Origin of the sequence: uncultured Bradyrhizobium sp. (assembly GCF_947648125.1) — a bacterium.
Lineage (GTDB): Bacteria > Pseudomonadota > Alphaproteobacteria > Rhizobiales > Xanthobacteraceae > Bradyrhizobium.
Map to the genome: position 1 here is coordinate 26,076 of NZ_CANSMR010000020.1, position 12,563 is coordinate 38,638.

Annotated in this window: 13 protein-coding genes; 8 read left to right on the top strand and 5 right to left on the bottom strand. The window is 64.3% G+C overall.

Annotated elements, in window-relative coordinates; translation table 11 throughout:
- Window position 1: 1 nt before the first annotated feature.
- A complete protein-coding gene (locus Q0030_RS28580) occupies window positions 2–1,219 on the bottom strand; it encodes a GGDEF domain-containing protein (protein WP_298374747.1) in 1,218 nt (405 codons plus the stop codon).
- Window positions 1,220–1,468: 249 nt separating this feature from the next.
- Window positions 1,469–2,128, bottom strand: coding sequence for a TetR/AcrR family transcriptional regulator (locus Q0030_RS28585; RefSeq protein ID WP_298374750.1), 660 nt, complete (start codon window positions 2,126–2,128; stop codon window positions 1,469–1,471).
- Window positions 2,129–2,396: 268 nt separating this feature from the next.
- On the opposite strand from Q0030_RS28585, the gene Q0030_RS28590 reads away from it, so the two are divergent.
- The 5 genes from Q0030_RS28590 (at window position 2,397) to Q0030_RS28610 (ending at window position 6,969) form a co-directional block, all read left to right on the top strand.
- Window positions 2,397–2,939, top strand: coding sequence for an OsmC family protein (locus Q0030_RS28590; protein WP_298374753.1), 543 nt, complete (start codon window positions 2,397–2,399; stop codon window positions 2,937–2,939).
- Between the two features lie 35 nt (window positions 2,940–2,974).
- The gene (locus tag Q0030_RS28595; protein WP_298374755.1) at window positions 2,975–4,102 is read left to right on the top strand and encodes an acyl-CoA dehydrogenase family protein; all 1,128 of its coding nucleotides are present in this window, start codon (window positions 2,975–2,977) and stop codon (window positions 4,100–4,102) included.
- Window positions 4,103–4,149: 47 nt separating this feature from the next.
- The gene (locus tag Q0030_RS28600; RefSeq protein WP_298374758.1) at window positions 4,150–5,028 is read left to right on the top strand and encodes a sulfurtransferase; all 879 of its coding nucleotides are present in this window, start codon (window positions 4,150–4,152) and stop codon (window positions 5,026–5,028) included.
- A 99-nt stretch (window positions 5,029–5,127) separates the two neighbouring features.
- On the top strand, window positions 5,128–5,616 hold the full coding sequence (cynS, locus tag Q0030_RS28605) for a cyanase (protein WP_106951845.1): 489 nt from the start codon (window positions 5,128–5,130) through the stop codon (window positions 5,614–5,616).
- Window positions 5,617–5,913: 297 nt separating this feature from the next.
- The gene (locus Q0030_RS28610) at window positions 5,914–6,969 is read left to right on the top strand and encodes a tetratricopeptide repeat protein (protein ID WP_298374761.1); all 1,056 of its coding nucleotides are present in this window, start codon (window positions 5,914–5,916) and stop codon (window positions 6,967–6,969) included.
- Between the two features lie 91 nt (window positions 6,970–7,060).
- On the opposite strand, the gene purB is transcribed toward Q0030_RS28610, so the two are convergent.
- Window positions 7,061–8,494, bottom strand: coding sequence for an adenylosuccinate lyase (purB, locus tag Q0030_RS28615; RefSeq protein ID WP_363323508.1), 1,434 nt, complete (start codon window positions 8,492–8,494; stop codon window positions 7,061–7,063).
- A gap of 184 nt (window positions 8,495–8,678) precedes the next feature.
- Window positions 8,679–9,506, bottom strand: coding sequence for an isocitrate lyase/phosphoenolpyruvate mutase family protein (locus tag Q0030_RS28620; RefSeq protein ID WP_298374765.1), 828 nt, complete (start codon window positions 9,504–9,506; stop codon window positions 8,679–8,681).
- Window positions 9,507–9,619: 113 nt separating this feature from the next.
- Between Q0030_RS28620 and Q0030_RS28625 the strand changes: the two genes are divergently transcribed.
- Together Q0030_RS28625 and Q0030_RS28630 are read left to right on the top strand one after the other, a co-directional pair.
- On the top strand, window positions 9,620–10,576 hold the full coding sequence (locus Q0030_RS28625; protein WP_298374767.1) for a LysR family transcriptional regulator: 957 nt from the start codon (window positions 9,620–9,622) through the stop codon (window positions 10,574–10,576).
- A 103-nt stretch (window positions 10,577–10,679) separates the two neighbouring features.
- The gene (locus Q0030_RS28630; RefSeq protein ID WP_298374769.1) at window positions 10,680–11,072 is read left to right on the top strand and encodes a hypothetical protein; all 393 of its coding nucleotides are present in this window, start codon (window positions 10,680–10,682) and stop codon (window positions 11,070–11,072) included.
- A gap of 42 nt (window positions 11,073–11,114) precedes the next feature.
- Here Q0030_RS28630 and Q0030_RS28635 read toward each other — a convergent pair whose 3' ends face one another.
- The gene (locus tag Q0030_RS28635) at window positions 11,115–11,438 is read right to left on the bottom strand and encodes a DUF1476 domain-containing protein (protein WP_298374771.1); all 324 of its coding nucleotides are present in this window, start codon (window positions 11,436–11,438) and stop codon (window positions 11,115–11,117) included.
- A 349-nt stretch (window positions 11,439–11,787) separates the two neighbouring features.
- Here Q0030_RS28635 and purC point away from each other — a divergent pair, with 349 nt between their 5' ends.
- The gene (gene purC, locus Q0030_RS28640) at window positions 11,788–12,555 is read left to right on the top strand and encodes a phosphoribosylaminoimidazolesuccinocarboxamide synthase (RefSeq protein WP_016843454.1); all 768 of its coding nucleotides are present in this window, start codon (window positions 11,788–11,790) and stop codon (window positions 12,553–12,555) included.
- Window positions 12,556–12,563: the final 8 nt, after the last annotated feature.

The following is a 12,563-nucleotide window of genomic DNA, read 5'->3' on the forward strand; positions in this document are numbered from 1 at the left end:
CTCAGGCGGCGCCGCGATCGAGCGCCAGCGTGGAATCCTTTTTCGTCAGCCGGCGCAGCGCCGCGACATTGGTGGCGACGGAGGCCAGGCGGCACTGTGCCTTGCCGTCGGATTTGGCCTCGTAGAGCGCGGCATCGGCAACGGCCAAAAGCTCCTCGGCCTCGGTGCCGTGCTCGGGCGAGACAGCGACACCGACGCTGACGCCGACCTTTGCGAAGGTGCCGTCGGCCAGCCGGTACGGCATCGTGACGGCCTGGATGATGTGCTGGCCGATCCCGAGCGCCTGCTCGGCGGTGACGCCGTTCGCCAGCACCACGAATTCATCGCCGCCGAGGCGCGCGATCGCTGCGGTCTCTGGCAGAGCGCGCCGCAGCCGCTCGGCGGCCAGCATCAGCACCTGGTCGCCGGCCGCATGGCCATAGGTGTCGTTGATCGGCTTGAAATTGTCGAGGTCGAGGAACAGCAGCGCAAACGGCCTGCCATTTCCGGCCGGAGCCGCCAGCTTCGTGTTCAGCGCGGCGACGAAACCGGCGCGATTGCGCAGGCCGGTCAGGGTGTCGTGATGGGCAAGATGACCGTTCTCTCGCTCGGCGCGCATGGTCGCGATCAGCATCTTGTTGAGGCGGAAGGCCGCGACCGTCATCGCCGCGAGATACATCGGCACCTGCAGGAACACGATGAACAGCAGCGGCTCGCCGGCCAATGCCGCGCCCGGCACGATCGGACCAAGGCTGAGCAAAATCATGGTGCCGGCAAGGCGGGGCGCGCTGAAGTTGCGGAAGCAGATGCCGCCGACCATCGCCGCCGCCGACAGCGAGGCCAGCATCGCAACCACCCAATCGCCGCTTGCGAGGCTGATCAGGATGCCGAAGCCGACGCTGGCGCTCCAGGCGACCGCGAGGACGAGGTGCAGATCGGTCGGCGTCGGCCGCCGTTCGCGTGCCGCGCGATGCGCAGCCAGGAGCACCGCCAGTCGCGAGAGGCAGATCACGAGTTCGAGGATGACCCAGGTGATGAACGGCGCGGTCGGCTCGCGGATCGCAATCACGGCCGCGACGGCGACCGTATTGACCGCGCCGGCCGCGAACACCGGCAGCGAGCCATAGAGATCCCCGATCAGCGCCGCGCGGATGTCATCGGGCACGCCCGGACCCGCATCGGCGAGCCAGCGCGTCACGCCCCAGCGCGGCTGGCTGTATCGTCCTTTTTCGGACTGCATTGTTCTTGCCCCGTACTTTCACGTCGCAACTGACCCGGCCGGAGCTAACAGGCGTTTAAGGCCGCGGCGGATCGCGCGGTGTGATTGACGACAGGTAAATCCGGCGGGCGATCGCGCCGCTGAATACCGATGCCGGAGGCTGCAATGCGGCCGTTGGCAGCGCCGATCCGTTCGGCCAGCGGTTAATTTCGAGCGGCGGCGATCAAGTCGGGCAGCGAGGTGATCGGGGGCGTCGCTCTATCGCGGCGCCTAGACTGCCATGAGTTCGTCCGCGCGGCCCGCGCGCTTCGCCTTCTTCAGCTTGGCCGGCGCGAACAGATTGCTTGCGGCGAGGCCCGCGGTGTCGGCGACACCGGGATCGCACGATACCATGGCGGCGACGATGGCGCCGTCGATCAACAGCGCGAGCTGGTGCGCGAGCACCGCCGGTTCGGTCGCGCCCATCTCGCCGGCGAGCTTCTCGATATGCGCCAGCACCACCTTCTTGTGCTTCAGCGCGATATTCCGGAACTGCTTGGCATCCTTGTCGTGCTCGGCGACCGCGTTGATGAAGGGGCAGCCGTAGAAGCGTTCCTCGGCGAACCAGGTCTTGAGGGCAGGGAAGATCCGCGCCAGCTTGGTCTGCGGATCGCCGCCGCCGGCCTCGATCGCGCCGATGAACCATTCGCGCCACTGCCGGCCTTCGCTCTCCAGCACGGCATGCACGAGGTTGGTCTTCGAGCCGAACAATTTGTAGAGCGTGGTCTTCGCGGTTCCGGCCTCGTCGATGATCGCATCGATGCCGGTGGCGTTGATGCCGTTCTTGCAGAACAGATGCGTCGCCGCATTGAGCAGGCGCCCGCGCGCGGACTCGTCGTCGCCGGCGGCGAACGCGGCGGCAGGTTTTTTCTTCGCAAGCGATTTGGCCATGCGCGGCAGTAAATCGGAGCGCGGCAAAATCATCAAGTCGCATCTTCACGGGGGGCGGGCATGTGCGCCGTCCTGCGCTCAAAGTAATCGCGGCGGCGCGGCAGATGCACCGCGTTTGAGCAGCCGCGCCCTGATCAATCGGCAGGCAGGCAGAGCTAACCGCCTGCGCGATTTCACCTTTTGATTTGGCGGAGGACTGGCACGCTTCGTGCAGGAAACAGACCGTTCGGTATCCTGACCCAATCCATCGCTCCCAGGGAGAAAACTGATGACCGCTGTCGCTCAAAAAACCGCACTGACCGGCTGCCTCGCGCCGATCGACAGAGGCGGGCTCGAGCAGCTGATTGCCAACGGCAAGGCCAACCCGAAGGTGATCAAGACCTTGAAGTGCAGAACGGTGGCCGAGGGCAAGTTCCGCCACGCCAACTACATCCGCAACCTCGCGCCCTACATCGTCGACGAGCCGCCGGGCCTGCTCGGCGATGACACCGCGCCCAATCCCTCCGAGGCTTCGCTCGCCGCGCTCGGCTCCTGCCTGGCGGTCGGCCTGCACGCCAACGCCGTGCATCGCGGCTGGATTGTCAACAAGCTCGAGCTCGAGCTCGAGGGCGACCTCAACATCACCGCGGTGTGGGGCACCGGCGACGTCAGCGAGAAGCCGGTCGGCTTCACCGACGTCCGCGTCAAGGTCGACATGGAATGCGAGGGCGTCGCGCAGAGCGAGATCGACGCGCTGGTGGCGCATGTGAAGAAGTGGTCGCCGGTCGCCAACACCTTCACCCGTCCCGTCAATCTCGAGGTCAGCGCGTAAGGCTCGACCGGCAATTCAAGGTGCGGAGACCAACCATGGGTTCACTGGCTTTATCGCGGGTCGCAGCTCAAGATCCCGCACCGACCATCACGGACGAGGTCGCGCGCCTCGCCCGTCAGGATCTGGCGCCGCTCGCATCCGCGATTGACGCCGGCTCGGTCTATCCCGGCGACTTCCTGCGCCGGCTCGGCAAGGTCGGCGCGTGGAGCAGCCACGTGCCGCAAGAGGGGCCTGCCGACCTGCGCTGGGCGATCCAGTCGATGGCCGCGCTCGGCGAGGTCTGCGGCGCCACCGCGTTCATGGCGTGGTGCCAGAACACGCTGGTCTGGTACGTCGCCAATTCCACCAACGTGAAGCTCGCCGCGCGCTTCGGCAACTGCTTCTCCAGCGGGCGCGCGCTCGGCGGCACCGGGCTCTCCAACCCGATGAAGAGCTTCTTCGGCATCGAGCGGCTGAAGCTGAAGGGCCGCAAGGTCGATGGCGGCTACATCGTCCGCGGTGCGCTGCCCTGGGTGTCCAATCTCGGGCCCGACCACTACTTCGGCACGATCTTCGAGCGAGAGGACGAAGGCACCAACGGCGAGCCGGGCAGCACGGTCATGTTCCTTGCCGATTGCTCCGACCCCGCGATCACGTTGACGCCGTGCAAGCCCTTCCTCGCAATGGACGGCACCGGCACTTACGGCGTCCAGTTCCGCGACGTGTTCGTGCCCGACGAGCTGATCCTGGCCGAGCCGGCTGCGCCGTTCGTCAGGAAGATCCGCGCCGGATTCATCCTGCTGCAGGTCGGCATGGGCCTCGGCCTGATGAAGGATTGCATCAACATCATGGACGAGGTCCATGCGCCGCTCGGTCACGTCAACCGCTATCTGCCGCAGCAGCCGGTGCAATTCCGCGAGCTCTATGCCGAGTTCGAGAAGGAGGCGATGACGCTGGCAAGCGATCCCTACAACGCCGACGACAGCTACTGGCGCCGTGTCGTCGCGCTGCGCCTGCGGCTCGGCGATGCCAGCGTCGCGGTCGCGCATGCGGCGATGCTCCATTGCGGCGCGCGCGGCTATCTGATGAGCCATCGCGCCCAGCGCAGGCTGCGCGAAGCCTATTTCGTCGCCATCGTCACGCCCGCCACCAAGCAGCTGCGCAAGATGCTGGCGGACGGGTGACGAGAGTTCGGGACCACCACAACTGCAACCACAAACAGGAGAGAGCCATGACGGACGTTCTGATCACCGCCGGCGAACTTGCCGAGCTCGTCAAGAAAGAGCCGTGTGTCATCATCGACACGCGGAATCCGGATGCCTATGCGGCCGGCCATTTGCCCGGTGCCGTCAATGTGCATGACGTCTTCACGTTCCTTGCGACCTCGACGCCGGAGGGAATCCACGAGCTGAAGACCAAGTTCGCCGACGCATTCGGCGCCGCCGGTCTCTCCGGCAAGGAGACCGCCGTGATCTACGAGCAGTCGATGAATTCCGGCTTCGGTCAGTCCTGCCGCGGTTACTACCTGCTGACGATGCTCGGCTATCCCAAGATCAAGGTGCTGCATGGCGGCTTCGATGCCTGGAAGGCCGCCGATCTGCCCATCACCACGGACGTTGCGGTGCCGCTGAAGGCTGGATTTGCGATCGTGCCTGAGGCCGGCGACATCATGATCGACGCCAAGGCGATGCTGGCGGCGGTCGGCAAGCCCGGCGTCGCGATCCTCGATGTGCGCGACGTCGACGAGTGGATCGGCGAGAGCTCCTCGCCTTACGGCAAGGATTTCTGCCCGCGCAAGGGCCGCATTCCCGGCGCCGTCTGGCTGGAATGGTACCGGATGATGAAGCCGACCGGCGAAGGCCCGCGCTTCAAGTCGAAGGACGAGATCCTGGCGGAGTGCGCGACCGTCGGCATCTCGCAGACCACACCGGTCTATCTCTACTGCTTCAAGGGCGCGCGCGCCTCGAACACCTTCCTGGCGCTGAAGAACGCCGGCGTGAAGGACGTGCGGATGTACTTCGGCTCCTGGAACGAGTGGTCGCGCGACCCGGCGCTGCCGATCGACGAGGGTCTGCCGACCGCTGCCGTCGTAACCGGCAAGGCGGCATAGAATCTGCATGTTTGCGGGCGTCCGGCGGCGTAAAATGCGGCCGGACGCCGATCAATGCCGGCGTCGGCACCGCGCGCCGATCCCCAAGGAGGAAGCCTCATGAAACGCGAAGACCTCACCGAAAAGCTGCTCGACATCAAGCGCGAGAAGGGCTGGAGCTGGAAGCATATCTGCGAGAAAATCGGCGGCTATTCCGAGGTCCTGATCGTCGGGGCGATCCTCGGCCAGATGAAGCTGACAAAACCGCAGGCGGCCAATGCCGGCGAGCTGTTCGGGTTGTCGAAGGCCGAGACCGCAATGCTCAACGAGGTGCCGATGCGCGGCACCGGCACGCCGATGCCGCCGACCGATCCCCTAATCTACCGCTTCTACGAGATGGTGATGGTCAACGGCCCGGCGTGGAAGGCGCTGATCGAGGAAGAATTCGGCGACGGCATCATGTCGGCGATCGACTTCGACATGGCGATGGAGCGCGTCGCCAATCCGAAGGGCGACCGCGTCAAGATCACCATGAGCGGCAAGTTCCTGCCGTACAAATATTACGGCGCCAGCGGCAACGTGCCGGAATACGGCTTCAAGGAGGAGTGAGGCTGGCGTCGCGGCAGCGACGGCAGCGTCATTCCGGACAGCGCCGAGCGGCGATCCGGAACATGAGGATTCCGGGTCTGGTCCGTTTGGTCCATCTCCAAATGGGGGGACGAGGCCCGTCACCCCAACTCCGTTCGCACTTCCTTAATCGGTGCTATGTCCCGGATATAAACCAATGGGCGTCGCTCTTATGCACGCTTTTGCAAGTGGAGAGCGCTGCCACAAAGACAAGTAGCTGCTGACTTGTCCTGCAACCTCATGCTATTCGCATGACCGTTGGTTGGGGCGGGAAGTCACGTGAAACGAAGTACATGCGGCCTATTTGCCGGTGCGATGGCGGCGTTGGCAACCAGCCTGTCGTTACCAAGCGTCCGGGCAAAACCCAACGAGGACTGGGCAAGGTGCCTAAGTATCGAGAAAATTCCATCTGCGGAGCGGATTTTAAGCTGCACTGCCGCATTGGCGTCGGGAACTGACAGCTGGGCTTCCAGCAGGGCTTACTTTCTTCGCGGCCAAGCGCATTTCGATGAGCAGAATTTTGAAGCCGCTATCGCCGACGTCTCACAGTTTCTTCATTCCTACCCGAGCGACGTGCAGGGACTCCAGGCACGTGCAGCCGCATACTTCAGGCAGCGCAACTTCGACCTTGCGATTGCCGACTATACCCGTGTGATCGAGATCGAGCCGAAAGGACCATTCGCCTATGCCTATCGCGGGGAGGCGTATCAGGCCAAGGGTGACCTCGACCGTGGCATCGCTGATTACAGCAAGGCGATCGAGATCGATCCCGAGAACAAGTCTGCTTATACCGGACGAGCGGTTGCCCATAGGCTCAAGGGCGAGCTTGACCTTGCGATAGCCGACCACGATCAGGTCATTCGGCTCGATCCGCAGAGTGCTCTTGCGTATTTTGGTCGTGCCATGGTCCATTGGCTGAGCGGGGCGCTTTCCCAGTCTTTAGCCGATTTCGAACAGGCCGGGCGGCTCAATCCGAAGAGCGCTTATGCTGCCTTGTGGCGCGAAATTGTTGCCAGGCGCAGTGACCGGCCGAGCCGGTTGGCAGAGGCTACAACGCAGCTCGACATGACGAAGTGGCCCGCGCCGATCATCAATCTCTTTCTTGGGGCGTTGACGCCGGAGCAAGTGCTCAGCGCTGCCGACGATTCCGATCCAACAAGAAGGAAAGGTCAGGTCTGCGAGGCGAATTTCTATACTGCCGAGTTCGGCTTGCAGCGCGGCGCCAAGGAAGATGTGCGGCGATCGCTTGAGCTGGCTGCAGCCGATTGTCCGAAGTACTTTGTTGAAGGTTGGGCTGCCACCGCCGAACTGAAGGCCCTGAGCGCAAATCCGTGACTGCCGAGGCTTGTGCTCATCAAGGGCTGTCGCGGATTGCGAGCTGCGAGTGTAATCCCACTCGCTATTTGGCGCTCAATGCTCCTCCTAGCTACAGGATCGTGCCAGGCGCGTAGCTCGCCGCTTCCGGCTTGGCCCGGGCGAGTGCGTCGACTTGCTCGGCGAAATAGTCGACCTGGGCGCCGGCGTCGCCGGAGTTGGCGCGACCTTGCGCGAGCACAAGCTGCAATTCGGCTGCACTCAAGCCAAGCCGTTGGTCGGCGGCGAGGCGCTGTAGCAGATCGTTCTGCACGATCTTGCCGGTGCGCAGGTCGCCGATGGCGGCGACGGCGTGCTCCTTGATCGCCTCGTGGGCGCCTTCGCGGCCGGCGCCCTTCTTGACTGCTTCCATCATCACCGTGGTGGTCAGCAGGAAGGGCAAATAGCGGTTGAGCTCGGTCGCGACGACGGCTTCGAACACCTCCATCTGATCGAGCACGGTGAGCAAGGTCTCGAGCAGGCCGTCGGTGGCGAGGAAGGCGTCGGGCAGCATCACGCGGCGAACGACGGAGCAGGAGACGTCACCCTCGTTCCACTGATCGCCGGCGAGCCCGGAGGCCATGGCAAGATAGCCCTTCAGGATCACATGCAGGCCATTGATGCGCTCGCAGGAGCGGCTGTTCATCTTGTGCGGCATCGCCGAGGAACCCACCTGGCCCTTGGCAAAACCTTCGCTGGCGAGTTCATGGCCCGCCATCAGGCGGATGGTCTTGGCGAAGTTGCCGGGACCGCTGGCAAGCTCGGTGAGCACGCTGACCGCACGGAAGTCGAGGCTGCGCGGATACACCTGGCCGACGGCGTCGAGTGCTTTCGGCAGGCCGAGGTGAACGAGGATGCGCTCCTCGAGCGCGCGCGCCTTGCCGGCATCGCCATTGAACAGGGTGATCTGGTCGAGACGGGTGCCCACCGCGCCCTTCAGGCCGCGAGCGGGGTAGGTCTGCAACACATTGACCAGGCTCTGATGCGCCAGCAGCATCTCTTCGCCGAACATGGCGATGCGCTTGCCGAGCGTCGTGACTTGCGCGGCCACGTTGTGGGTGCGTGCGGTGAACGGGATGTCGCGCAATTGCTGCGCGCGCTTCGCAAACCGAATCAGCGCGGCGATGCTCTTGGTCTCGACCAGCTGCAACGCGCGGTAGACCTGCAATTGCTCCACGTTCTCCGTGAGGTCGCGGCTGGTCATGCCCTTGTGCAGGTGCTCATGACCGGCAAGGTCGCAGAATTCCTCGATACGCGCCTTCACGTCGTGGCGGGTGACGCGCTCGCGCTGCATGATGGAGGCCAGGTCGATCTGGTCCTTGACGCGCTCGTAGCTTTCGATCACGCCGTCCGGAACCGGAATCCCGAGATCGCGCTGGCCCTTCAGCACGGCGATCCAGTAGTCGCGTTCGAGGCGAACCTTGCCCTCGCCACTCCAGATGGCGCGCATGGCGGGTGAGGCATAACGTTCAGCGAGAACGTTGGAAATGTGATCCTGGGACATGATCCGCTCTCTTGGCATTGCCTGAGGCTGGCTGCAAGTCGCGACCTGTCATGAATCGTCAGGTCTGATAGCGCCTTGGCCGGACTTGCAGTGTTGGCGCTACCATACCAGATCAGTAGATGCGCCGCCTCAGGCAATCCCGGGGCGGCGCCGGCATTCCCCGCCGCGGGACGGGACGTCCCACGCGCTACTCGCCCTTCGCGGCAGCAAACGCCTCGCGCACCTCCTTCACCGGCGCCATGTCGCGCACGAAACTGAACGATCCCTGGTCCTTCATCTCGCGGGCACAGCGCAGGAAGGCGGCCAACGCGTGCCGCTGCATCGCGCCACCGACGCTGATGCGCTTGACGCCGGCGGCGGAAAGTTGCTCGACCGTCAAGGTCGGATCGGCAAAGCCCATCACGAGGTTGAACGGCCGCCGCACGGCCGAGACCACGGTCTTGATGGTGCCGATGTCGTGGAGACCCGGCGAATACAGCACATCGGCGCCGGCGGCCTCGAACGCCTGCAGCCGCTTGATCGTGTCGTCGAGATCCTTGCGGCCGTGCAGGAAGTTCTCCGCACGCGCGGTCAGCGTGAATGGGAATGGCAGCGCCCGCGCGGCTTCGACGGCGGCCTGAACCCGCTCGACCGCGAGCGAGAAGTCGTAGATCGGATGCTGCGGGTTGCCGGTCGAATCCTCGATCGAGCCGCCAACGACGCCGGCTTCCGCCGCGCGGGTGATCGCCCTTGCAGCGGTCCTCGGATCATCCGCGCCGCAGTTTTCCAGATCGGCGTTGACGGGCAGGTCGGTGGCCGCGGCGATCAACCGGCAGTTCTCGATGATGGCATCGAGGCTGACGGTTGCGCTGCCGAGCGTGTTGGCGAGCCCGAGGCTCGTGGTCGCGAGCGCCTCGAAACCGATCGCCGCGAGCAGCTTCGCCGTGCCGGCATCCCAAGGATTCGGGATGATGAAGGCGCCGGGGCGCTGATGCAGATCGCGGAACCGTGCTGCCTTGTCTGCCTGGGTGCGCATGTGAACTCCTGATGATTGGAAAAAGCGACTGGCCCAGCGATAGGGCGGTTTCGGCCATCAGACAAATTTGTTATTTCTTTCGATATCATCAGCTTTTTGCATGAGGTGAGGGGATGGATAGCGACGCGCTCAACACGTTCCTGGTGGTGCATCGGCGCGGTGGAATCTCGAATGCCGCGAAGGCGCTGCATCGCTCGCAGCCGGCGATCTCGCGGCGCATCGCGCTGCTCGAGCAGGAGCTCGGCGTGCCGCTGTTCGAGCGGATCGCGGGCAAGACCAGATTGAGCGATGCGGGGCGGGTGATGGTGCCCTATGCCGAACGCGCGGTGGCGGCGGCACAGGATGCCGAGAATGCGGTGCGCGCGCTGCTGCGCGACAATTCCGGTCCGGTGGCGCTCGCGGTGACCGGCACGCTTGCGGGCGAACGGCTCTCGAAAGTGCTGAAGCGCTTTGCGCGCCGGCATCCGGACGTCGCGCTGACGCTGCGCACTGCGACCAGTGCCGAGGTCAGCGATCTGATCCGGCGCGGCGAGGCGACGATCGGGCTGCGCTACGACCGCGACCGCTCCGGCGACCTCGATTGCGAGGTGCTGTTCGCCGAGCCGCTCGGGGTGGTCTGCGCGCCGGACCATCCGCTGGCGGGACGCCGGGTCGGCCGTCTCGCCGATCTCAGCGACGAGCGCTGGATCGCCTTTCCCGAGGTGCCCGGCCGGCGCGAGATCACCGCTTCGCACGTGTTCGCCCTGTTCCTGACGCACGGGCTCGGCGAGGTCGACTGGACGCCGGTCGACAGCCTCACGGCGCAGAAGCGGCTGGTCGAGGCCGGGCTCGGGATCGCGCTGCTCTCACAGAGCAACGCGGCGGAGGAGCTGCGCGCCTCCTCGATCGCGACGATCCGCGTCGGCAATCTCACCGCCAGTCATGAGGTCGTCGCGGTAACGCGGCATGGCGGCTTCCTCAGCGCCGCGTCGCGCCGCCTGCTCGACATCATCCGCACAGACTTCAGCAAGGTGAAATCGGCGCCGCGGGCCGCGAAGCCGCCCCGTCCGTCACCACGGCGTCACCGTTAACGGGCGATGAAGCAGCTTCGGGGTTTTTGCCGGCCCCGGTTTGTCTTGTTGCAACCGGAGGTGGTTAGAAACGCGTCTCGTTCCCTCGGTGCAAGGATCCGCCATGACGTCGATGACACGCCTGTTCGCAACGGCCATCAGCCTGCTGCTCCTGACGGCTCCTGCTTTCCCTCAAACTCCGGGCGGGCGGATCACCCTGGTCGAGCAACCCGTTCCGATCCGCCAGGAAGGGACGGTCCGCGTCCAAAGCAACGTCAACCTGTTCCTGCCGGGGCCGAGCGGTGACGGCGAGGAGGCACAGAAGCTGCGCGACCGCGCTCGCCGCACCGTTTATGAAATGGCGGCGCGCGAGTGCGACCTGCTGCGCGAGGTGATGGCAAAGGATTGCCGGCTCGAATCGGTCAACGTCAATATCAACGTCGGCCGGCAATACGGTCAGCAGCAGGAGGGTTTCAACGTGAGCGGCTCGATGAGCATGCAGATCACATTGAAGTAGGTATCCGGAGAAATAGGTATCCGGAATCGCCGTCGCGGGGACCTACGTCCCCGCCTTGACCTGAGCCGCCGCCACGGCCAGGAGCTCATCCATCTTGGCGCGAACGTCGCGCTCGGTGACGGCCTGGCCCTTGGCGGTGAGGTCCTTCAGAACCTTGTGCAGCACGTCATTGTCGCCGGCTTCCTCGAAATCGGCGGCCACCACTTCCTTGGCATAGCCGTTGGCGGCATCGCCCGTGATCCCGAGCTTCTCGGCGGCCCACAGGCCGAGCAGCTTGTTCCGGCGCGCTTCGGCCTTGAACTTCAGCTCCTCGTCGAGGGCGAACTTCTTTTCGAAACCTTCCTCGCGCTTGTTGAATTCGTTCATGGCTGAAGTTCCAATTCCCTGCTGAATGGTGGGCCGCAGCTCATTGCGACAGCCCCGATGCCTGCCTAAATAGGTGGGAGGAATCGGCAAGACAACGAGCCGTTAAGCCGCAGGCAAAACAGGCGGAATCGGGCCTTTTTGATTGGGCGGTATAAGTGCCCCGAACGGGGCACTATCGATTGTGCTGGGTGGGCCAATCGGATAGGTTGCCAACAGGCATGGTTCTTGTTCTGTTTCCAGTTGGATTGCCCAGGTTCCAGGCCTCCGCGGCAGCTCCGTCGTGGGTCGTAACCCCAAGTCATCCGGAGCACCCAAATCCATGGATTTCAACAAAACACGGTACATCCCAATGAGCCGTCGACGCCGTATTTATGAAGGCAAGGCCAAGGTGCTTTACGAAGGCCCCGAGCCGGGAACCCTGATCCAGCACTTCAAGGACGACGCGACCGCGTTCAATGCCAAGAAACACCAGGTGATCGAGGGCAAGGGCGTCCTCAACAACCGGATTTCGGAGTACCTGTTTCAGCACCTCAACGACATCGGGGTGCCGACCCACTTCATCCGCCGCCTCAACATGCGCGAGCAGCTGATTCGCGAGGTCGAGATCGTGCCGCTCGAGGTGGTGGTGCGGAACGTCGCCGCCGGCTCGCTGTCGCAGCGGCTCGGGATCGAGGAGGGCACCCAGCTGCCGCGGTCGATCATTGAGTTCTATTACAAGAACGACCAGCTCAACGACCCTATGGTGTCGGAAGAGCACATCACCGCCTTCGGCTGGGCCACGCCGCAGGAGATCGACGACATCATGGCGCTGGCCATCCGCGTCAACGACTTCCTGACCGGTCTCTTCCTCGGCATCGGCATCCGCCTCGTCGACTTCAAGATGGAGTGCGGGCGGCTGTTCGAGAACGAGATGATGCGGATCATCGTCGCCGACGAGATCTCGCCGGATTCCTGCCGGCTGTGGGACATCAAGTCGAACGAGAAGCTCGACAAGGACCGTTTCCGCCGGGATCTGGGTGGCTTGCTTGAAGCCTACACCGAGGTCGCGAAGCGGCTCGGCATCCTGATCGAAAACGAGCGGCCGGCCGGCAGCGGCCCGGTGCTGGTGAAGAGCTAAGCTTAAGG

Bases quoted from the DNA above. Each gene is read 5' to 3' on its own strand.
- Q0030_RS28580 (WP_298374747.1), bottom strand. From the start codon at position 1,219: ATGCAGTCCGAAAAAGGACGATACAGCCAGCCGCGCTGGGGCGTGACG.
- Q0030_RS28585 (WP_298374750.1), bottom strand. From the start codon at position 2,128: ATGGCCAAATCGCTTGCGAAGAAAAAACCTGCCGCCGCGTTCGCCGCC.
- Q0030_RS28590 (WP_298374753.1), top strand. From the start codon at position 2,397: ATGACCGCTGTCGCTCAAAAAACCGCACTGACCGGCTGCCTCGCGCCG.
- Q0030_RS28595 (WP_298374755.1), top strand. From the start codon at position 2,975: ATGGGTTCACTGGCTTTATCGCGGGTCGCAGCTCAAGATCCCGCACCG.
- Q0030_RS28600 (WP_298374758.1), top strand. From the start codon at position 4,150: ATGACGGACGTTCTGATCACCGCCGGCGAACTTGCCGAGCTCGTCAAG.
- cynS (WP_106951845.1), top strand. From the start codon at position 5,128: ATGAAACGCGAAGACCTCACCGAAAAGCTGCTCGACATCAAGCGCGAG.
- Q0030_RS28620 (WP_298374765.1), bottom strand. From the start codon at position 9,506: ATGCGCACCCAGGCAGACAAGGCAGCACGGTTCCGCGATCTGCATCAG.
- Q0030_RS28625 (WP_298374767.1), top strand. From the start codon at position 9,620: ATGGATAGCGACGCGCTCAACACGTTCCTGGTGGTGCATCGGCGCGGT.
- Q0030_RS28630 (WP_298374769.1), top strand. From the start codon at position 10,680: ATGACGTCGATGACACGCCTGTTCGCAACGGCCATCAGCCTGCTGCTC.
- Q0030_RS28635 (WP_298374771.1), bottom strand. From the start codon at position 11,438: ATGAACGAATTCAACAAGCGCGAGGAAGGTTTCGAAAAGAAGTTCGCC.
- purC (WP_016843454.1), top strand. From the start codon at position 11,788: ATGAGCCGTCGACGCCGTATTTATGAAGGCAAGGCCAAGGTGCTTTAC.